Source organism: Klebsiella sp. HC6 (assembly GCF_022605325.1).
In the GTDB taxonomy this organism is placed as follows: domain Bacteria; phylum Pseudomonadota; class Gammaproteobacteria; order Enterobacterales; family Enterobacteriaceae; genus Klebsiella; species Klebsiella terrigena.
Window position 1 is genome coordinate 5,586,961 of the sequence record NZ_CP093276.1, and the last position, 22,215, is coordinate 5,609,175.

Annotated in this window: 20 protein-coding genes; 3 read left to right on the plus strand and 17 right to left on the minus strand. The window is 44.3% G+C overall.

Translation table 11 applies throughout. The features are described 5' to 3' along the window. Positions 1–216: 216 nt before the first annotated feature. Both MMW58_RS26945 and MMW58_RS26950 read right to left on the minus strand, forming a co-directional pair. The gene (locus MMW58_RS26945) at positions 217–1,611 is read right to left on the minus strand and encodes an MFS transporter (protein ID WP_133601243.1); all 1,395 of its coding nucleotides are present in this window, start codon (positions 1,609–1,611) and stop codon (positions 217–219) included. A gap of 45 nt (positions 1,612–1,656) precedes the next feature. After that, entirely contained in the window at positions 1,657–2,745 is a 1,089-nt protein-coding gene (locus MMW58_RS26950; RefSeq protein WP_241722468.1) for a cellulase family glycosylhydrolase, read from the minus strand. A gap of 70 nt (positions 2,746–2,815) precedes the next feature. Between MMW58_RS26950 and MMW58_RS26955 the strand changes: the two genes are divergently transcribed. Then, a complete protein-coding gene (locus MMW58_RS26955) occupies positions 2,816–3,163 on the plus strand; it encodes a hypothetical protein (RefSeq protein WP_241722469.1) in 348 nt (115 codons plus the stop codon). A 379-nt stretch (positions 3,164–3,542) separates the two neighbouring features. Here the strand turns inward: MMW58_RS26955 and MMW58_RS26960 are convergent, their stop codons facing one another. From MMW58_RS26960 to MMW58_RS26975, 4 genes are all read right to left on the minus strand, one after another. Next, positions 3,543–4,544 (minus strand): hypothetical protein, encoded by a 1,002-nt coding sequence (locus MMW58_RS26960; protein WP_241722470.1) that lies wholly within the window; start codon positions 4,542–4,544, stop codon positions 3,543–3,545. Between the two features lie 15 nt (positions 4,545–4,559). Next, a complete protein-coding gene (locus tag MMW58_RS26965) occupies positions 4,560–5,522 on the minus strand; it encodes a hypothetical protein (RefSeq protein ID WP_241722471.1) in 963 nt (320 codons plus the stop codon). Positions 5,523–5,835: 313 nt separating this feature from the next. Beyond that, entirely contained in the window at positions 5,836–6,081 is a 246-nt protein-coding gene (locus MMW58_RS26970; protein WP_241722472.1) for an AbrB/MazE/SpoVT family DNA-binding domain-containing protein, read from the minus strand. 656 nt (positions 6,082–6,737) lie between these two features. After that, positions 6,738–8,102, minus strand: coding sequence for an anti-phage deoxyguanosine triphosphatase (locus MMW58_RS26975; protein ID WP_241722473.1), 1,365 nt, complete (start codon positions 8,100–8,102; stop codon positions 6,738–6,740). 526 nt (positions 8,103–8,628) lie between these two features. Here MMW58_RS26975 and MMW58_RS26980 point away from each other — a divergent pair. Both MMW58_RS26980 and MMW58_RS26985 read left to right on the plus strand, forming a co-directional pair. Beyond that, positions 8,629–9,195, plus strand: coding sequence for a DNA adenine methylase (locus tag MMW58_RS26980; RefSeq protein WP_241722474.1), 567 nt, complete (start codon positions 8,629–8,631; stop codon positions 9,193–9,195). After that, a complete protein-coding gene (locus MMW58_RS26985; protein ID WP_241722475.1) occupies positions 9,192–10,037 on the plus strand; it encodes an 8-oxoguanine DNA glycosylase in 846 nt (281 codons plus the stop codon). Before MMW58_RS26980 ends, MMW58_RS26985 begins: the two co-directional genes overlap by 4 nt. On the opposite strand, the gene MMW58_RS26990 is transcribed toward MMW58_RS26985, so the two are convergent. The 11 genes from MMW58_RS26990 to MMW58_RS27035 all read right to left on the minus strand — a co-directional run bounded on the left by MMW58_RS26990 (position 9,981) and on the right by MMW58_RS27035 (position 22,064). Then, positions 9,981–10,655: a nitroreductase family protein gene (locus MMW58_RS26990; RefSeq protein ID WP_241722476.1), complete on the minus strand. Its 675-nt coding sequence runs from the start codon at positions 10,653–10,655 to the stop codon at positions 9,981–9,983. The genes MMW58_RS26985 and MMW58_RS26990 overlap by 57 nt on opposite strands. After that, positions 10,633–11,238, minus strand: coding sequence for a 7-cyano-7-deazaguanine synthase (locus MMW58_RS26995; RefSeq protein WP_016236833.1), 606 nt, complete (start codon positions 11,236–11,238; stop codon positions 10,633–10,635). The genes MMW58_RS26990 and MMW58_RS26995 overlap by 23 nt, the downstream gene beginning before the upstream one ends. Beyond that, entirely contained in the window at positions 11,235–12,476 is a 1,242-nt protein-coding gene (locus MMW58_RS27000; RefSeq protein ID WP_241722477.1) for a PfkB family carbohydrate kinase, read from the minus strand. The genes MMW58_RS26995 and MMW58_RS27000 overlap by 4 nt, the downstream gene beginning before the upstream one ends. Continuing rightward, positions 12,473–12,805: a hypothetical protein gene (locus tag MMW58_RS27005; protein WP_001514826.1), complete on the minus strand. Its 333-nt coding sequence runs from the start codon at positions 12,803–12,805 to the stop codon at positions 12,473–12,475. Before MMW58_RS27005 ends, MMW58_RS27000 begins: the two co-directional genes overlap by 4 nt. Before the next feature lie 485 nt (positions 12,806–13,290). Next, positions 13,291–13,410, minus strand: coding sequence for an IS1 family transposase (locus MMW58_RS30380; RefSeq protein ID WP_371822955.1), 120 nt, complete (start codon positions 13,408–13,410; stop codon positions 13,291–13,293). Between the two features lie 155 nt (positions 13,411–13,565). Continuing rightward, positions 13,566–14,738 carry a response regulator gene (locus MMW58_RS27010; RefSeq protein WP_001514825.1) on the minus strand — a complete coding sequence of 391 codons (1,173 nt, stop codon included), beginning with the start codon at positions 14,736–14,738 and terminating at the stop codon, positions 13,566–13,568. Next, entirely contained in the window at positions 14,735–15,193 is a 459-nt protein-coding gene (locus tag MMW58_RS27015) for a response regulator (protein WP_001514824.1), read from the minus strand. The genes MMW58_RS27010 and MMW58_RS27015 overlap by 4 nt, the downstream gene beginning before the upstream one ends. Continuing rightward, a complete protein-coding gene (locus MMW58_RS27020) occupies positions 15,183–18,491 on the minus strand; it encodes a hypothetical protein (RefSeq protein WP_241722478.1) in 3,309 nt (1,102 codons plus the stop codon). Before MMW58_RS27020 ends, MMW58_RS27015 begins: the two co-directional genes overlap by 11 nt. 95 nt (positions 18,492–18,586) lie before the next feature. Further along, entirely contained in the window at positions 18,587–19,006 is a 420-nt protein-coding gene (locus MMW58_RS27025; RefSeq protein ID WP_032142156.1) for a hypothetical protein, read from the minus strand. After that, a complete protein-coding gene (locus MMW58_RS27030) occupies positions 18,999–20,840 on the minus strand; it encodes an integrase (RefSeq protein ID WP_241722479.1) in 1,842 nt (613 codons plus the stop codon). The genes MMW58_RS27025 and MMW58_RS27030 overlap by 8 nt, the downstream gene beginning before the upstream one ends. Positions 20,841–20,943: 103 nt before the next feature. Next, a protein-coding gene (locus tag MMW58_RS27035) for an IS3 family transposase (protein ID WP_241722119.1) occupies positions 20,944–22,064 on the minus strand; the annotation gives its coding sequence in 2 pieces (ribosomal slippage) (positions 20,944–21,806 and positions 21,806–22,064; 1,122 coding nt in all). Positions 22,065–22,215 lie beyond the last annotated feature (151 nt).

The window sequence follows — 22,215 nt, forward strand, 5'->3', positions numbered from 1 at the left end:
GCATGACGATGATGACAATAATAACCCGCCCATCGTCACGGACGGGTTATTAACAACAGTAGCAATATTATTCGCGCGACCGGACGGCGGCGCCAGCACCCCACGGCGATATAATCGCAGGACTATTCAGGCCTGCCGGTCTATTTTCTCCTGAGGATCTATCCCGCACAGGAGTATTCTCAATGATTCCCCGGACGGTATATTTTATCGGCGTAGCTAGTTTATCGGCAGCGGCTGCTTCAGATTGTCCTCACTATCGTTTTCCGGACGCGCAGCCTGTCGGCGCTCCGCCAGTAACGCACAAATCTCCGCGTGCTTATCTTCCGTAAAGGTGTAGCGTGACATACAGCCCATACGAATCAGCGAGCCAACTGCGGGCAGCAGGCAGATACCGAAGAACAGCCCGTTCAGCACGCTCTCGCTCTGGCTGGCCGCCTGCGGCACGTAGCCTATCAGGGTCAGAAATACGCCGATTAATCCGCCGCCGACGGCCACCGACATTTTGCCGGTAAACGTTTGTCCGGAGAAGGTAATCGCCGCGCAGCGTTTGTTGGTGTGATATTCGGCGTATTCAATGGTATCGGCAATCATTGACGAGGTCAGAATATTGGACATCATCACAAACAGCGTACTTAAACCCAGCAGAATAAAGAGCAACATCGCGTGCTGATAGCCGGCAAACCACATCACCACGCGCACCAGGATATCCAGCCCGCAAAGGATCATGAACAGCTTTCGCTTCTGCATTCTGCGCGTCAGCATCGGGGCGACGAGGCACAGCACCGCGGCGACGATCCCCATAATACCGATCGCCATCTGCAGCCCGCCGTCGCCCATATTGTAGATAAAGAAATAGATGTAAATCCCGCCGGCGACGTTGTGGAATATGCAGAAAAAGAACGACAGCAGGACAATAAATAGCGGCTTATTTTGCCGCAGATTATGGAAGGTATCGCGCATGGTGACCTTTTCCGGTCCGGCCTGCACGCGCTCTTTAATCTGGAAAAAGCCGTTAAGCATCAGCGGCAGGCCGACCATCATCATCACCAGCGCCGCCATAAAATAGCCCTTATCGTTGCTGTACTGAGCAAAGAAGGCCGCAAGCTTGGGGAAGAAGATATTGGCGCAGGCAATCCCGGCATTAACGCCGAGCATTGCCGCCGTCACCGCGCGGGTGCGCTGACCGGAGTCGTTGGTCATCACCGAGGACATCGACCAGAACGGAATATCCGATATCGCGTACAGCGTGCCCCACAGGATATAGGTCACCCCGGCGTAGATAATCATGGTGGTCATGTCGGCTTCGATTTTATAAAACGCCAGCAGCGTGACCCCGGTAATTAACAGCGGCGCAATCAGCAGGAAATGACGAAACTTGCCAAAGCGGCTGTTAATAGTATCCATGATACTGGCGAACAGCGGGTCGTGAACCGCATCCCACGCGCGTGCGATAAGGAAAATCGTACTCGCCGCCAGCGCCGATATTCCCAGCACATCGGTATAAAAATAGTTAATAAACGAGCCCACTAAACCAAAACTAAAACACTGACCTAAACCATAGCCAAAATAAGACCACAACTCGCGAGACGGTATTTTCATTGTCGTTGCCATAGTGCGTACCCTAATCCCGGCGGCGCACCGCCGGATATATTATTATTATGCCCGTGACGGCTGGGCAATGTGACGAAGCCTGCGCATAAGCGCAATCTCTTTGCGGGAGAACGGGATCCCATTCTCTTCAAAGACGTCGTGGAACCAGAGCCGGCAGTAATCGACAGACTCCTTCATCACCACCGGCCACGGCAGCCAGGTTTGGGTTTTACCGCGCACCAGGCCCCACTGGTAAGGTGCGACTTTCGCTATATACATCAGCGGCAGCTGCTCTTCGATGGTGCTGCCGACGTGGCGAGCCAGCCATTCGGTGCAAAAAAGCGGCCGCTCCAGCTGCTGGAGCTGCTGGATAATCGCCGTCATGCGGGCGGTATTGGTGTAGGCGTGATAGCTGATCACGTCCGAAAGCGCCAGCGCGGCCCGATCCAGCGGGTGCTGGTAGAATGTCTCTCCTTCAACTTCCTCCGGCAGGCGCCACGCGCAGACGGTGAGCGGCTGCGTCGGGTCCTCTTCCCTCGCCCAGCGGAAGGCAAGCTCCATCAGCTCCTGAGCATAGGTTTCCAGCTTTTCGTCGTACAGCACTTCAACCGTGCCGGTGGCAAAGATGCCGCGATTGCCCGGCTCGTTATAGAGATCCCAGAGCAGAACGCGCTTATCGTCGCGGAACTGGCGAATAACGTCGCGGATATAGCATTCGATCTGCGGCCAGCTGTCGCGGTCGCACACCTTGTCCCGCCCGGGGCTCGCCGCCGCCTGGCTGTTGTGCTTGCCGGGTACCGGCGGTTTTTGCGGCCCCAGATAGGGTTCGTCACCCGAAAAGCCGCAGTCGTCCATCAGCGTCAGCATGGTGCTAAAGCCGCGGCTATCCGCAATTGTCAGGAAACGCTCGATGCGCGCCATCAGGCCATCGCGATCGGCCTCCCAGACGATAAACGGCAGATTGATGCGCAGCGTGTTGTAGCCCGCCTCTGCCGCCCAGCCCAGTTCACGTTCGATGGTTGGCGCATCGAACGTCTCCTCCTGCCAGATATCGGTCCAGTTGACCGCCGTCGAAGGCAGATAGTTAAACCCGCAAAGCCAACCCTGCTGCTGATACCACGCCTGCGCCTGCTCTTTGCTCCACTGCTGTTTCATCACTGCTCCTTACCGCTGATAATAATTAGCTAATAAATATTAGTTACGGCATCAATGAGCAAATAGCGGCATGCAGAAAAGAGATAATCCTCACAAACCTGGCGCGCTGATATCGATGAAACGTGATCGACTGCGCAGAAGACGCTGGCCGGATAAGAAGGCTGTTTCGCAAGACGGTGAGCAGAGTACGGGAAAGCGGCTGAACGAAGATAGAATAGTTAATCCGTTGTTTATTAAACTAATTTATTTAAATATGGCGTCAGGCGCGGCGGTCTGTTCAGTCCGGAAATGGGAGCAGGAAGCAGAAGAAGAAGAAGAAGAAGAGGCAACGGGAAACGAGAAACGGGAAACGGAGAGCAGGAAGGCGAAAGGCGGGCCTCGCCAGGACAAAAAAACCCTGCCGAAGCAGGGTTTATGATTCCAGGACTACCGTTCTCAATACGTACTGATTAGAACGGTTCTGATTACCTGAGAATAAAAATCCAATAAAAAATATATTAAAATCATTATGTTAATTTATTTTTTTAATTTTTTTGTAATGTTTTTCAATGGATTTAATGCTGCAACATGGAGAAAACTTTACATTTTTGAACTGTAACTGGCGTTAATGGGATGGTTGCCCTCCCCCAATTGGCATCTGAGTGCCAAAGTGGTAAATGAAAGTTACCACTGATGAGAGAGGTGACGAATGGGGTACTTTTGAGATTTTTAGCATGTTAGAAATCTGCATAGCATCACATTAAGACAGTTACCCCACTTGTTCACACCTTCCCTAACTTCACAGGCTGATTCATACATTAGTAATCTGCGTGTTTCACGCTTTTCAAAAATGCTTTCATATTTGCATTAGGTTGCTCAATTCCGAAGTTACTACCATACCGCTCTTGTAATTTTGGCCATAAATCACTTAATAACTTTCTCCTACGATAAAATGGATGTATCCAAACAGTAGATAGGTACGGGAAGTTTACATTTGAATTGTTTATTGTGACTAGCCCAACTAAACATTGTCGCCGACCGCTATTATCTATTGACTGTATTTCCTCGATAAATGGATATGCGACTACATCAATCCAACCATCATCGGTTGTATCCCATTGCATTCCGTCATGGCATTCACTTGACTGATAGCGGCGTAAAGCTACACACGCGAGCTTCTGCCAATCTGGAGAGGTAATTGTGATCTCTTCATCAAATGATGCTCCTACTGGGGCGGGTATTGGTCTGATTAATCCAGCATGGCATTCATTATAGAACTTCATGCCTGCATCAAAAACGTTGGTTGCGTTGGTTTTCTCTATGTGCTCGACATTCAAAAATAGCTCTGGTAGTAGAGTATCTGCGCTGTACTCTTTTTTTATTATTGTCAGCTTAGAATTTTTCTTATTAAGGCCACGAGTAACGGTGTTTTGATCAATGCTAACAACATGGAATAATCCGTCGGGGAGGTTAGCGAACCACGATGGGGCATCTGCCCAGAATAGTATGCCTGTCATACGCCTTAAGAGTTTAATTAAGTTAATACAGGCTTCCTCACTAGTCCTACCATTAATGTGAAGAATATTAGGATTAAAATAAAATTTCTCTGTATTGGGGAACGCAGCTTCGCAAAATTGCTGTACAGAATTTAGTACTTGATCCCTACAGAAGTCATTATAGCTGGTAATAACCAAGGGGGTATCATCATCGTTAATATTATTTTCAATTATGCAATCAATTGCGAGGCTTACCGCCTTGCGGATCACTTCAGTTGAATGTAACGACTCTAAAAACATTGTCTTTCGTGTACGAATATCCATATATGACCTGCTCTATTAAAAATCATGAATGAACGATTTTTCATCTGATTGTAGCACGGTAATTTTATTCGTTGCTACATCTAAGCTGTTGTAGAGCGCATTTACTAGATTCAATGCATTCTCAATCAGCGTTTCAAGAGTCTGATCCGTTATCACTACTGGGTTTCCTTCTTTATCCTTTCCACCACGATGTACTAAGTGATTTCGATTGAGGGTTGCCAATTCAATAGCTTCTATCGGCCAGTCTTTTTGCACCTTGATGTCGAATGTAGCTTTATAGCGATCGATTACCTTTTTAGTGCTATGCCAGCTTGCACTGATCAAGTATTCCTTGATTGACCTGATTAGCTCTTCTCTTATTTTCTCGATGGATTCACCCTTGAAAGGCAACGCAGCAATCTCTTTGCTTACTCTAAATTCAGTCTTACCTTTCTCTATACAATCCGCTATGTAAACATCATCTTTCTCTATAGAGTTAATGAATAGTTCAACATAAAGCGTTTCCAAAGCTGTAATAACATTCGTGTAGAGCAAACTAAGCAAGTGGTCTTTTTGCTGTTGTTCAGTTTTATCTTTTGCAAGTTTTTTGATTTTATCGATATTGTCAATGAATTTCATATACGGATTGCCGGAAGAAGTTACAGCATTGTAGATATCATCATCATACCAATCATCTATATTATTTGAGTTTCCAGACCAGTCAAAGCATTGTATTTGTAATTCATCTACTAACTCCTCGATATACTCAAACTTGATGTATTGATCGAACATGGCTTGTAGTTCTTCGCTTGCATCATATGGCCCGCCATATATGTAAGCATAGCCACCTTCTCTACCATCATACGGACAAGAATTTGTCGGATCCTCGTAATTTGCAAAGAACCAGTTTCTCATTACTTCGAGCTGATTTTCTTTGCTTTTATATTTTAATGATTTTAGCGGGACTTTCTTTCCATTCACCTCAAAAACAATTTTCACGATGCAACGCCTCCTTGTATGAAATGCGCATCTATTGTACCACATCTAAATACAGGGCAACCGCATATATGCTCAGTTTTTGTTCGTACCATTGATACCAGCCAGTATGGCTTATTCCAGATAGGTGCTATTCATCACCGCAATCTTCTGCTTACGCTCGGTACTGGCCTTTTTACTGCAACATATTGAGCTCCATGTGCCGCACAGTCGCCAAATTCGGCATACCATTATTCTGGTAAATTGGTTTACCGTCTTCTCCCAGAGACGGCTCACCGCAACCATACCAACTTGCTGGAATTGGACTTGCAGAAAATCAGAGCAACTCTTTGCCTATTGGCGGCCTGAAGTCAACTCTGTTTTGAAGATTAATCTCAGAAATTCCCTCAATAAGATTTTCAAGGGAATATGTAACCAGTTCCGCTAGGAAAATAATGATGCAGCCATTTTTGACTTCAATATCAATAACATCACCGATACTGAAGCCAGCTTTTTCCATAATTTCTTCTGGTATTTTGAGTACCGGGCTATCCCCACATTTCTCAATAATTACCTGGATCATTAGAGTGCCTCCACATAGTACCATCATACATAATTCGATTATTATATATATCAAAAACTTGACCTGCAGGATTTCAAACCATTTAGTATGCATCATTCCACTAATCAGTATTAGTATAAATAATTCAACTATCTTTTATCACTAGATAATTGATACATCCCGCTACAGCACATCGTCCGAACCAAATAGTATCTAATTGATTAGAAATGATTTTAAGTTAAAACAGATGAAAAAAATCAGATGTGCTGTAGTGGGAAAATGATTTTTAATGGAGTGGCTTGCAGTGCCGAAACCTCCTGATCGATCACCATTTAACAAATGAAAATTTACACAAAATTACAGACAGGCTCAAAAATTTGTATATATAGCGCAGTTGAGGTTAGGATAATCAAAGCTTCCCGCCTCCGGGTTGCTACTTACCAAAAATACCAAAGCGGGGTGCTACCCCCGCTTTTTTTGCATCTGACACTTATTCAGTAACCGTGACTTTCCGGCCCAGTGACGCGCAGTATGCTGAGTTAGCAATGGAGCTTATGCTACCTCAAAAAAAGCCATAGAACCCGACAATACTGATAAGGATTGAGCCCCCTGAAAACAGGGCCAGTGCCAACTTCTAATGCATCGTGCTCACGGTTTTGCCATGTACAGGGGGAACATCAGAGTCTGTCAAAGATTGATCCTTTGCGCGGAACAAAGATTTTCTCATACATCCGGGTCGCGTACTCGTCCGTCATACCTGAAACATAGTCGCTGATGACCCGCATTTTTTTATCGTCAGCTTTTTCAGCTTCTCTATACTTCTTACACGTCTCTGCCGGGAGAAAACGTGTGGGGTCGCTTGCCAGCACATTGAACAGCTCTACAATCAACTTCTGGCCTTTGAACTCCAGTAGCTGAACGTTTTCGTGCCGGATAACCTTGTCCTCAACCAGACTGAAAATGGCCTCACGCAGGGCTTCGACTTCGGCAGGTAGTGCCACTTTATAGCGAAGCATTCCGCACTTGAAATCAGGATGCTGCACCTTAAGCGTGACACTTGTGATCATCAGATGAACCAGCGTTCCGATGCATTCCTTGCGAAGGTAGCTTCTGCCGAACAGCTTATCGGCTACGTCTTCAGCGGTCAGGTCAAACGAGCTACGTTGACATGCTTCAAACAGATGCGACTTGTCACTGAAGTAGTCCATCCACATGCTTTTGTCGATCATTCTCAGTGAAATCGCGTCCTCAAGATCATGGAGTGAGTAGGAGATCTCATCCGCTAAGTCCATGATCGTTGTGTCCAGCGCTTTATATTTCGTTTTCCTGTGCTCAACTGGCTCGGTGGTCTTTCTTCCGGATCTGAATAACAGCGCATCATCATTATCAAAAGGTTGGAGTGCGAAGCTGACAATATCCGCTTCGGAGTCCAGATAGCATTTCGGGGGCTTAAAGCCGGAGGATTTAAACAGCCATTCACGGCTTCCTGACTGTGACTGGCCGTAAGCGCTCTCGTTGACTACCTCAGAGTAGCTTGCCGGGTATTTCAGCACGCCTAGAATAAGCCTGCGCGTCGGATCCAGCCCGTTGGACTCGGTGTACTTATCCAGTTGGGTGAGTATACGCAGCGTCTGTCCGTTACCCTCAAAGCCTCCATAGGCTCTCATGCAGTAGTTAAGCGCAACTTCACCGCCATGACCGAAGGGGGGATGGCCGATATCGTGGGCAAGGCAGATAGCCTGCATAAGGCTTGGGTGAGGCAGGAATTCCGCCTCAGTCGCTACCCCAACGGGATAGCGTATATTCAGCTGAGACAGGATGCCGCTGCCAATCTGCGCTACCTCCATAGAGTGAGTCAGCCGTGTGCGGTAGAAGTCGCTCTCGCCCAGCCCCAGCACCTGTGTCTTCGACTGTAATCGCCTGAACGCGGAAGAGTGGATTAGTCGGGAAAGATCACGTTCGTATTCCGACCTTATTTCATCTGGCCTACGGGTATTGTTCCCCTGACGTTCAGACCAGAGCTGTTCTTTGCTGCGTGTCATACAGGCTCCTGTGGGCAGAATATAGCAATCAGCCTGCTTAAGCGCAGACGTGAGAAATGTAAACCCGGGGCTGAGATTCGTCCCTGTTATTCGGAATGAATCCTCTGTGCCAGCAAACTACCCAGGTTTTATCATCGTTAAAGAGTTCCGGGCGAGTGCTCGTCCGTGCTGCACCCTGGAAGTGAAAATGCATCCGTCGCATCCATCATTGAGCAGAATAAATTATCTATCGCATCTATTCCTGTAACGAGACAATATATTTTTTAAATCATCACGTTGCTATGCGTTAGTGCGAACAGCTATGCAATAGAGTTTACATAAAACGAACTATCAAGTTATTGATTATGTACCTTGTAGTAAAGGAGCGCGTACACCAATACCGATTGTAATTGACATCATCGTCAGAAATGACGATGATTAGCGCATGAGATATCCCGGTGGTAAAGGCAAGTGCTATCAGAGACTCATCAACCTGATGCCAGTGCACGAGACATATATTGAAACCCACCTTGGTGGAGGAGCTGTGATGCGCAACAAACGGCCAGCAGCCCGTAATATTGGAATCGATATTGACCAACAGGTTATTGATGTATGGCGCGGCGGGGATATTCCCTGCGAACTCATTCAGGATGACGCTATAGCGTATCTCAGTACGTTTCCGTATCAGGGTAGTGAACTGGTTTACGCCGACCCACCCTATGTTCATAGCACGCGTAAACGTAGCAAAATCTATCGTCATGAATATTCAGATGACGATCATCGCCGGTTGCTGCAAGTGCTTGCCAGGTTGCCCTGCATGGTCATGATATCCGGTTACGGAAATCCTATCTATGACGAAATGCTGAGCGGATGGCGCTGCGAGCGATTTAACGCCAAGACTCATACGAGCGTGCGTGAAGAATGCGTATGGATGAACTTTGATGTTCCTGACAGGTTGCATGACGCGCGATACATGGGCAGCAGTTATCGGGAAAGACAGACTCTGGCCCGCAGACGCACTCGGCTTTATGATCGCATAGAACGAATGGAACCCGCAGAGCGCAACGAACTGATCAACTGGCTGAACGAAACTTATGGTCTGGAGACTGTATGACGCAGCGCGGAGCGGTCTTCATTGGACCGACAATTATCAATCTTGACTTTCCAGCTCCGGAACAGGATATCCTGCCGGGTGTTCGGTGGGGAAGAATTGAGGCGTTCCCATCGCCAGCGTACTGGGCCTATCAAATACTCGCCCGTCGTCTGGAAGTCAATGCCGTCAATTTCAAGCTTGGGCGAACGCTCAAAGAGGAAGTGGGTGCCTGCCTGCTGGGTGGACACGGCATACCAGCTGCGATAGGCCTTGCCGCATTCAATAAGCTGAAGGATTGCGGTGCGTTTGATGCTCAGCCACCATCTGAAGCCACTCTTTACGAATGGCTATCAGAGCCCATTAAAACTGGTAACAAATCAGTGCGTTACCGCTTTGCTCGGCAAAAATCGCGCTATCTCTCGGTTGCACTAAACAGGCTGGATGTAGAGATGCCGCCGACGGATTCGGGCCGTGCTCTCAGAGACTGGCTGACCTCCATTCCCGGTATTGGTCATAAAACGGCATCATGGATAGCACGTAACTGGCTCTGTGCAGATGATGTCGCTATTCTGGACATTCACATCCTTAGGGCGGGATTACTTGCAGGTTTTTTCCCGGGAGACCTTACTGTTGAACGTGACTACCTGAAGCTGGAACAAATATTTCTGGAGTTCAGTGAAGCTATGGGCGTAAAAGCATCCGAGCTGGATGCGCTTATCTGGTATGAAATGCAGGCCTCTTCCAGTACGGTGTTCAGTCTCATCGAAAACATGCGCGGCCAGCCTCTTGCGAAATTGCGCCCTCGTTCATCGCGAGCCAAAAACCGCCAGTCCGGTACCAGCCAGACGACCTTCCAGTTTTAATCCGGAGCACCAGTCATGGCCTGTAATGCCCAGCGGGCAAAAATTGCATTCCAGCGCTTCGGCAACAAGCGCCATCTGCCCAACAAGAACACCAGAATCGCGCCAAACAAGGCTATCAGCATCTAAATATTTTGCTGACGTTTTTCCCGGCTCAGCGATAAGTCTGACAATAATTCCGCTCTGGATATCAATTACCGGCAAAAGCTCATCGCGTATTTCGAATCGGGTCTGCTCAGGGATCCGAAGCGGTGCCAGCGCGTGCATGTCAGGCAGATACAGCTGCCACCCATCCCGTTCAGGGAGGGAAAGAATAATGTGAATAGGATGTATGGCCCCAGCGGAGGGGACGGGGCGTTGAGTTAGTGGAAAGCCATAGCTTGAATGTCCCACAGCCATCACTCTGCCGGTTAGCCATAGCCAGTGAGATAGCTGGGCCTGACTGACGTGGCTGAAGTTTCGCTGTGTTCTACGGGTTTCGATCACATCATTCAATCCGGGAAGCACTGCATTCTCCGAAGGAGACGGCAGAAAAAACGGATCTCCGGCGGGCCAGTTAACGGGTTGATAGCTGAGTGGCTGTTCACGAGGAACAGGACTAGCGGGAACGGTCCAAGTCATATCCGACATCATCCAGAACCTGAAAATACTTATTGCACCCCCGGCAGTTGCCGCATGGGATGTTTGCCTTATGGCAGCTATGGGCCCAAGCGAGGCCACCTGGCGTAACATCTGAAATTCTGATCAACTCAGAGGTTGATAACGTAATTGCCGGAGCTTCGACAACCATGCCTCCTTCCTGAAACGACATAAGCTCACTGATTCTGCTGATAAAGCCTATGGTACCATCTAGATGCGTTTCATCTGACTTCACTGTGCCGATCCACAGGTGCGTGACGCCAAGCGTTATTGCCTTCATGGCCGCCAGCGAGATGAGCATCTGGTTACGATACGGCCACCAATCGCTCGATGGTGCATTCGGATCCATAGCGGTACCAGCCATATCCCCTGATCCCAGCGAACGGCAGTCAATGCGTATAATGTGATGCTCAATTCCAAGGGCCTCACAGGTGGCAGTGGCAGCTTTAATTTCGGCATTGGCGGCTTGCTGACCGTAGTCGAGTGTCAGTGCTATATCCGGGCGCTTCCACCAGGCAATAGCAATGGAGTCCATTCCGCCAGAAAGTAAAAGTGCGGTTTTCATTTTTGAGCGGCCACCCAGAGCGTTTTATAAATTGCTGTGACGTAATCTTTGCTCAAGATACATCCTGATCCTTCCATCATTTTCTGATCCTCTTCCGATTCGTTCTCGGCATAGAACACCACCGGGGTGCCTAGCGCCCGTGCGTAACCGACTTCATAGATGGTGCCGGAGTCGAGTGCATCACCTATTGCAAAAACGATGTCGGCCTGCCGTATCGCATCAAGATCCTTTTCGACTACTTCTTCTGCGGGTCCGTGTCCAACCATGTGGTAGGGGGAAAAAACGTCCAGCCCAAGATCGCTCAGGTTCCGTCGCGCTTGCTCAACAAGCCAGAGCTGTGCCAAGGTAAAGAAGGGGCCAGCCAGATAGACTTTTCTGTTGCCACCCTCAATGAACGCCTGAGAAAGCTTGATGGGGCTGGAACTGAAAGCAGCCAGCCCTTCTGCTGAAGGAAAAAGTCCGCTTTCGCAGTAGCATGCGGTGGCAAGTGAGGCATAATTCGCAGCATCGTGGGCTGTTTTTTTGTTCAGCATCCACTCACGGGAAAAATAGGCTACGAATGCGTCACCAGATCCAATTTTGTTGACCCGACTTGTCTCATAGGCAGGGATATAGGATATTTTCCCTTTATCGCAGATGAGTGCACCGGCTGGGCCCTGCTTGATAATGATGACTTCGGCATGACCACTTTCGTAGAGAAACTCTGCATGCTCTCTGTCGGATAATTCACTCTGACCACTAAGGGTCTTCGCCTCATAGCGATTAAGGATCAATGCGAGGTGCTTTGCTCTGGATCCGTTTGCTGTGAATGGCTCCGGATTGGTCACATTCTGGGGATCATATACTGCGTATTCCGCGTCGATTACAGCGGATCCCTCCAGCATTCCATAGCGTAGAATACAGGGCGCTTTCACTGTAATGGCCGGGTAAGGGGTGTCCGGGTAATTGAAAATTCGAGGTTCCGCCAGCCCATGCTCATAATGGAATATGACGGATTCACGTACTTCATTCGTATGAAGCGTGAAGTTTTCAAAACAGGCGCGTTCTCGAAGAACCGAATTGACTACTTCATCAGCGTAGGTGTACAAATCAACGTTTACACCGAGCGTTGCCAGTGCTGATGCCGCCCTTCCCGCTGAACCGTAAACCTGGTGATTTCCTGGATAAAGGATAATTTCATGATAGGTACCGCCTGCAATAGTTATGATCTCCGTACTGACCGTTTTGCTGTTGCTCATATCGCGTACACACTGACCCTGACCTGACCACCGTTAATGGCGGTCACTTTAGCAACATAGGTAGTACCATTACTCATACAGTCACGGAGGCGCTGGATGTAGGGAGAAGCGATACCCCCAGCCTGCATACCGTTGTGCATAGCAACCGTTAGCAGAGTCCCATTTGAATTGATTTGCATAATCCCCATAATCACGCCGATTGACAGCTGCGCTACGACATGCGGATCAGGCGAACTTAACTGAGTATCAATCGTAAGTTTTTCACAAGTCACTTCAAAATCATCCTGACCGAACTGGCCGCCAAAGCTACCCCCACCAGAGCCTGACATAGACACCTCATGTTACAATTATTAATATATTTGATATTTGTATATCAATAAATTTTGTCGGTGTATAGAAAAATTGTTTGCTTTATGTGCAGGTATCAGGTGCTATTTTTTTAACTAACATTAGTCATGATTTGTCTTGATAGTCATCTCGGTAGCGTCAGCCTAAGGTCCTTCGAGCAGACCTCGTCGTGAGGACAGAAAGTGTCCATAATTACGGCACCACCTCAATTAACGTATTGAATAAATTACCTATTACAGATAAAACAATCGTTCTTAGGGATAAAACTTCCGTTACCCTAATTAAACATGTACTTAAACATATACTCTACCTGGTTGGGCTTTTTCCAGCGAAAAAACGCGGAGTTAGCACACATGAAGCGGAAACACAGAGTATTCACCTCCCTTTCGCGACGTAAACGCCGCGCTAAAACCCGAGAAATCAAAAACCTTATCCACCGTGAACGGCATCACTGTGGTGGTATATTCTATGACGAGTGCGATATAGATGAGACATTTGCATGCGGAAATTGGAAGTGGAGCAACATACTTTTCTTGGGAACCTCATCAGAATCACAGCGGGGACAATGGATAGTTACAGTAGCCATGGGAATACCTCAAATGAGGGCAGGATATCATAAAATCCAACTATTCAGAGGCATCACCGCCTATTGATTAGTAGAACTCATTCTTTTTATAATCTTAATCGCATTCTAATTAACTCCACAGAAACATTAAGAACCGCGGAGTTAAATTGCGTAAATCATTTCATGCAAAAATAATAAAAACAAAAAAACAAGGCTGTGAGATATATTATACCCTTAACTTTCCCAAGCCCAGATGTAACTTTCTCAATAATACCAGAGGTAACAATACTGTCACATCTCTGATCTATCACTTCTATATTAGAATCGCCATAGAATAGAGGCAGCCAATATTTTTCCATGAATCCACTACCTTCATCAAAATAATGACTATGTCCACCTTTAAAAAATCTATTTACAAACCTTGCATTATTAAGCCCATAGAATCCTACCCTTCCTGCCATACCTGTATTTGGTACAAGCCCTTCAGAAAGAAGAAGAATTCTATCATCACAGCCACAATCGTTTATCAACTTCATATCTGTCAAAGTCATTATCTTATGAAAATCATAGTTTGATGGAAGAACGCTACCAGATAAAACCAGCATCTTGATATTGACTGTAGTTCCTTCGGACAATAATTTGGAGATAGCATTAACAGTAATATATGTCCCAAAGCTATGGCAAAATATAAAAATTTCTTTACCTTGAAGATTTATCCTTTTTAGTTCTTTACTGAATGAATTGACTTTTATCTGTCTTAAGAATGGTATCATAAAAGACAATACAGTAAAGTATCCATATTTGTAGCTTTCAAAACTGACCGTGTCAACATTGGACTCTACAATTTTCTTGAATTTTTGCTGCCACTCACCTCTGGTTCTTATTCCGTGAACGGATAAGCAGGTGACATTTCTTTCAGTAGTATACTTCGATATAAGTTTCGAGTTTTCAAATTTAACAGCTTGTAAAATCTTACCTTTCCAATCTTTTGAGCGAGTAGATGCTTCGATTAATACTTCACAATGAGAATCAAATTGTGTTCTAAAAGACTCAAGATCTTCAAATTGGGCTGTAATACCAACAATTTTACCAGGCTTTTTAATTGTAGGCCTTTTCTTAATATCATTTAATAGGGCAAGGCCAAATTCAGCACATGGTGGCTCATCTCTCTTTGGCAAAACCACATCTAAAATCAAGAAATCGAATCTAATACTTCTCATCAAAGTTTTAGCCGATTGTGTGTTATATGCTGTATAAATATCAGGCTCGCCAATTCCTAGTTCTTCTTGTAAAAGAGCCTTAACTTCTTCACATCTTGCAGCATTATCATCAACTATTAAAATTTTCACTTTTCTAACTCTTTTATTGACTTAACAAGTTCATCACGCCATTCACTTTTAGTATTACTGTAGAGTATGAAACCTAGGCAATTAGAACTGTACTTACACAATAGTTCTGACTTCAAATCGTCATAAGAATAAGAGTTAATATTATCACTAAAACTCTTATACTGCGTAATAAAAATAAACTTTGATTTTACATTTCTTTTTCCCATTTTCCGGGCTAACTCTTTCCCTCCAAAAATTCTAAAAACTCCTCCAGGGTCAGAGTCTGTTTTATCAAAAGTAGGCAAGCTCATATCTAATAAAATAACATCAAAAACATGTTCAGATATAAACTTCCAAGCTGAAGTAAAGGAGTATGATTCAGTCACAATGCAATCATTGAAATCAGATTTGATAACTTCAACAATTCGTTTCCGTTTGTATTCATTATCTTCAACAACAAGTATATCAATACCCATATGTAACCTCTACACAGAACTTATCATTAACAATCATTGGCTGCAAATTATATTTACTTGAAACAGTTTTCAACCCATGAAGTGATTTGTATAACCCTGAACCACCTTCTTTTGTTAGTAAATCATTATTGTCAGCATCTGCTAACTTACTTATCAAAAGATCAATTCCTCCATTCTGCAGATACTGCAACGTGCTATTACTTATCTCATTAAGTATTTTAATGGAAAAACACTTACTCTCTTCACCAGTGATTTCAACATATATATCTCTATTTTCACTTGAATATTTATATGAGTTATTAAAACAATTAAGGATACAAAACACAAGCGCATATAATTGACCGCCATCAATTTTATGATTCAAGTGCGATTCAACATGAATTTCAATATCACAACTATTAATTTGTTTGAAGCAACGCTCTGCTAATCGAATTAATTTATCTAATTCGATACTTTCGAAATCTACGGATTTTTTAAGGGAAAACCACTCGCATACAGTTCGTATATTCTCTTTAACCTCGGTATTTGCCAATCTGATTTCCTCCAACAAATAATTCATACCGGTTGTACTTTTCGCGGCATTTATATTATCGATAAGGTCAGTAAACAAATCATCCACCTGAGAAGCAAAAACCTCATTTAATTTTGACTTCATGGTATCAAGGCAACTTAGCAGCTTTTCATTAAATAAATGAAACATACTATTTGTAATTTCATCAACACTGACAGAGGCATCTGCCAGATCTCTTATCATATTAAATTCTTCAACAGTAAAGTTGAACACAAAAACTCTATCAGTATCATCACTGTTAAGAGATACTTTCATCCACTGTTCTGCTTTTTCTATAATTTGATTAAAATCCTCACTAAACTTAACTAACAAGGCATCAACTTTATTTAATATTTCTGAACTTATCATTTTATAGTATTCCAACCAATATTGATTGGATTTATATTTACCACTTCCATCTAATTCTGTAAGCAGGTGTCTGTTTTGAGGTCCTGAACAAATTAAATTACCAAAAAAACCATGTCTTATTTCTGAGCTTAAATTTTTATCCAAGCCGACCTCTTTATTATTAAAATATTCAACAAGAAGTATGTTCATCATTCTTGTTAGAATTTCATTTTTGCTGCCTTTAAGTATTGCCATAGATTCAATTTCATATTGTACATTGTCATTAACTTGATCCTCTTCTAAGCTATTTTTATACTTATGAAGTAACGACTCTATATCATTCTTTCTTTTATTTAAAATAGATCTAGTATCAATATATATTTTAGCATCATTAAATTTTGCTGCTTCATTTTCGATGAGAATGTCGTCTACGATCATTTTACATTCACCATCAACATTTGTTTGAGATAAAAAACCTGCGGACACGAGTTTATTTAAAATTTTCATCCTTTCTATTTTCAAATCATTATCATTATCGAAACAACCTAAATAATCCATTACGTCAATTTTAGAAATCTCATTTAAAAGTATTATTTCTTTTTTAGATAATTCACCAGTAACTAATTCACTTGGACGAAAAACATCGCGAGAAATTATATACTCTTCAAAAACCTCATTCAAAACAGAGCTGTTATCCTCTGATGAAAACTTATTATAATAATAGCTGCAAATTACAGAATCAATAGTATATAAGTTATTTTCGCTAACATAACCAACAATATCTTTCAAAGGCAAGCATATATTTGAGTTTGGATTTATAATCAATTCATTTGAAGCGTACTCAATTAACGATTTTTTATCACTGCATCGAATAAAGCATTCAACCATAAGCTCAATTGCATCTTTCTTAATAGGTGCAACCTCATAATAGTCTTTAACTTTATCCAACATTTTTTCATCATTATTTAAAACAGCAAAAATTGCAGTTTTCTTCCTTATTAAATGTTCGACATTTAAATCCAAGGAGTAGTTTTCATATAGTGAAGGTGATTCATCAAGGTGGCATGCAAGCGGGGTAAGCTGTTTTTCCAGAAACTTTAATTTAAAGATAATTCCATCTTTCTGCTGAGCTGAAAGGAAATACGGTGCAGATTTTAAAACACTTATCATTAAATGATCGGAAATATCTAGCACTGAATATTTTACAATCAACCCAACCTGCTGCATTATCGCCTGATTTGCATCCTTTAGAGAGTATATGCTAATGAGATTATTGATGACTTCATTCAGGAAAATAGGTAGCCCATTTGGTTTCCTATTCGAATGGATGTATGATTTAGCAAAAATATTAATTTTTGTTATAATATCATCAAGGCTATTTAGTCTTGTTTCCACTGCATCTATAACATATTTGTAATTTCCCTCGCTATAATTTAATATGATATCATCAGTTATTGGCAAAGTACTCTGAACCGAATTTTCTGAAGAAATTGCAGTTACTATCTCTCGTAAATCACGTAAGTTCAACTCCTTATTCAAGGATGCGAACAGATCTCTTAAAGAATTTTTTTCAATCTCACTTAGGCACCCATTACCCATTCCATATACTGTGATTTTTTTTACAGCATTAAATAAATCTATAGTAGGTAATAGTTGCAACCATTTCATACTATGCATTAAATCAACATCGTTGTAGAGTGGATAATGAAGACATGTAAGTGAATAAAATGCAGCTATAATAAAAGCATTTCCATCTATAAACTCTTTATTTGGCCTACGAACCATAGTTTCCATAATAAGACTAGGATCGACGCTTTGAGATTTCCATGCTATTACCCTTGCAATATCCCGTAGAAACTCATCATCTGTCTCACCTTTTATTTTTTCAAGATATTCAGTTATGGCACTATATTCTTTTCTAATTGTGTATATTGCAAACCTGACTTCCATTTCCCAAATGGAAAAGCCTAAATTTTCATTTAACTCATCCAGTATATTTATTGCTTGATTAAGGTCACCATGGACAAACAACTCTTCCACTTTTTGCTTAGCATCAATATATAATCTGAGACTATCAATTTTACTCAAAAGAATAGCATTATATAATTTTATTATTCGTGCATTACTAACATTATTCGCTGAAACAATAGTTCTAGAAAACGCCTCTTTAATAAATTTAACATTCTGATTTAACGCGTTTGATATTTCTTCATCCCGAAGGATTATATTTATAGCCCTGTTAAAGTCTTCATCATTTGAACGGCAGACAAAATCGCTAAAACAGGCCTTCTTTGCATCAATTTTACTACCTAAAAAGCGGCTTGGGTTCAAGACAGAACTTACAATTTCATGCGTTGGTTTTATTTTAAATCTTTTTTGTTTATTTAACAATTTAGTCACCAATTCGGATTTTTTAATTAGATAATGGTATAAAGCACAATAGTCATTATTCAGAAAAACTGTATCTAGTTTTTTAGCACCGCTAAGTTGAAAAGTTAACGTTTTTCACCATCAGTTCTCTCCCGGTCAATCTTCGTCAACTGCGCATTAAGTTGATGCTCCTTCATTCCATGTTTGTATGCATTGTATTGCCAGATCACAAACTGTTGTTTGTACATCCGGTTCTCTTCCTTCAGCTCTTCGATTTCGTTCTCAAGCTTCACAATCCTAGCGGCTGCAATGTTCAAACTAGCTGGACGCGGATTTTTGGGGCCACGGCCTTTAAGCGCTTCTTTCTTTGTTTGATAGGCAGTCACTATTGCCTCATGTGCATTAAGGGACTGTCTTGACGGCAACTTTCCGACCAATGGTTCTGCCGCCTCACAGATTGCTGACCAGGACAGTTTTGGTTCCTGCCATCCTCGAATTAGATTCACGATGGCGTTAATGTCTCGATTGTCCAGATGCTTAGCCAAGGCCCCCCCCTAACAAAGTTGTCAAATTATCTAACATCACAGCTTCTTCACTTTCTTTGCCTTTTTGCTCGATGGCCTCAATAGAAGTCTTTGCGACAACACGGCGAAGCTGGCTGAAATCATTGCCCAAGAGCTTAATCTGGGTACCATTTTCAATGTTTGGATCTTCTAAAATGGCGACTAGTTCCCGAAGCCTGGTAACGGTCTTCTTATGGTACTGATACCAGCGGTCAGCCCCCATCTCGCCGCTTGCCACAGCCGTTTCAGCAAGCGAAAATAATCGTTCCGACTTCACCAGCCGCTTTTTAATTCGGTCTGATTTTTCTGTATCATCGCCCTTGATACAAACCTGCTCAGTACAGTTGACGCAATCTCGGAACTTCTCACAAGGACTCATGGTGTAATCATGCACACAGTAGCCATACTCCGTCACATGGACTGCGGCATGCTCTAAGGTATTCAACTCCTGCATAGTCACGGGCAGATGCTTTGCCACTTCGCCAACAGGCCCAAATAGCGCTTTTGTGGGATCAAGGCGTTCAGCCATGCCAACCAGTTCGTATTCAGTCATGTGGTTGTAGGTTCGATTCTGCTTCACGTCTGCCCGTCCAGACCACTTGGCAATTTCCAAGTTTGACAGTCCTCCACGCTGGGCAATGGTGTTGAGCAGGTGTCGAGCCTGATGCGAGGTCAATTTGACCCGCTCTCCATTTTCAGTACGATAACCATGGCGATCAAAGATACTGGCATGTTTTCCTTCAATGGCCTCACGAGGCGTAAGATCATTGTTAAAAAAATTATGGGTTGGTTTGTGCAATTCAACCGGCAGGCAGCCTCGGTTTCCATGAAACTGATTAGCATTCAGTGCAAACAAAGCATTACTGTACATAATACCTTTGTCTTTATCGAACCACGGAAAACTATCAGGCAAACGCGCCAAAGTATGCTGCCACAAACTATTTAGCGTGTGCACACCATCTTTTTGGACTAGTCCTCGATTATAAAGAGAAGAATGACATTGCTTTTTGGATTCACAAGCAAGACCGAGAGCTATACAAGACTCCTCCATCGTTAATGGCTTATCATCAGCAACATCAGGACAGTCAATATGACGGTAAAACTTGTTAGGGTTATTCTCAATCCACTTGGCTAGGCTTCGGGCATTCTGTGATAGAGTTTTCACTCTGGCGATGGCAGTTTTGGCTACTTCGACCATAACGCTTGGTATCCACTTTATATCACCCTCGTAACCTTTCCCGGCAAAGAAACGCCAGCCATAACGTTCTATACCTTCGCGATCAGTTTCAAATACCTCGCAATCCGCAGGTAGAGCCAAAACTTCAGTAATGCGTGATGGTGCTGACATCAACATCGCAAACACCGATGATGTGAATATATCCCTCTCATTAATTGGATTAGTGGCAAAAATTTCGGCCAGCGCATTGAGAGCAATATCACAGGGCAGTTTCTCCTCTCTATTTTTCTTCGCCTCTCTGCCTGTTTTATTCTTATCACTAGCACGCTGAATTGGATTGACCCAATCTTGTATAGCGTTTGGTACAAGCTGGTTTTCAGCTACAAACTTAGCCAGCCGCTCAATCTCACGGCCGCAACTATATGCTGAGCCATCTGAGTAGTGCTGCCTTGCCAATTCAGCTGCTTCATCAAGCACAGTAATTGACAGGCCATCAATATTTGCACTCCCGTTTACTTGAAGCAAAGACGCCTCAACCGCTCGGAGGGCCTTACTTTCATTTTTTGTCCCCGTGGGATGATGCCCCTGCTGGTAACGGAAATAAGCTTTAGCGAAATCGATGAACTCTGGATCTTGCATCTCTTGGGGTTTTGGTTTGCGAGTAGTAACGCCCAACTTGGCGAACACAGTTATGTTTGGCCACACAGGCGCATTGACCTGCCCCCAGTATTAAACACAATCGTCAGTTAGTAATGTCGGTTTGTTTACCTTCAATTTTTCCATTTCGCCAGCCCGCTGCAAATTCCGCTGGCGTCCGATAATTCAGTGAGGAATGAGGCCGGCACTCGTTATAGTCCTGCCGCCAGTCGTTAATGATTTTCCTGGCGTGAACGATATCGCTGAACCAGTGCTCGTTCAGACACTCATCCCGAAATCGACCATTAAAGCTTTCGATAAACCCGTTCTGTGTCGGCTTACCCGGCTGAATAAGCCGAAGCTCAACGCCATGCTCAAAAGCCCACTGGTCCAGTGCCCGGCAGGTAAATTCTGGTCCCTGATCTGTTCTGATCGTTGCCGGATAGCCACGAAATAACGCAATACTGTCCAGAATGCGTGTGACCTGAGCTCCTGATATACCGAAGGCGGCAGTGACTGTCAGGCATTCCTTCGTGAAATCATCGATGCAGGTCAGGCACTTTATTCTGCGTCCGGTAGCCAGTGCGTCCATGACGAAATCCATCGACCACGTCAGGTTAGGAGCAGCCGGACGGAGCAGTGGCAGACGTTCTGTTGCCAGTCCTTTACGACGTCGTCTGCGCTTAACACCCAGGCCACTGAGGTGATAAAGGCGGTACACGCGCTTGTGATTAACATGCAGGCCTTCCCGACGCAGTAGTTGCCATATACGGCGGTAACCGAAACGCCTGCGCTCAAGCGCCAGCTCAGTGATGCGTCCGGATAAATGCACATCAGCCGCCGGACGCTGCGCCTCATAGCGGCAGGTCGACAGGGACAAACCAACCAGCCTGCAGGCTCGGCGTTGCGACAGACCCGTCGCTTCACACATCACTACAGCAGCTTCCCGCTTGTGGTCTGTCGTCAGTACTTTCGGCTCAACGCCACCTGTAACGCCTCCTTATCCAGCATGGCTTCTGCAAGCAACTTCTTGAGACGGGCGTTCTCTTCTTCAAGCGACTTAAGGCGTTTTACTTCCGGTACTTCCATGCCACCAAACTTCTTACGCCAGGTGTAAAAGGTCGCGTCAGAAATAGCATGCTTACGGCAAAGCTCACGGGCGGGAATGCCAGCCTCGGCCTCGCGGAGAATACTGATGATCTGTTCGTCGGAAAAACGCTTCTTCATGGGGATGTCCTCATGTGGCTTATGAAGACATTACTAGCATCGCAGTGTGTTAATCAACAGGGAGCAGGTCAGCATCCCAATTGAGTTCGGATCCGAATACAGTCAGTTGATCTCGGCACTTGGCTATGAATGCTCCAAGGTTTTCTGCTGC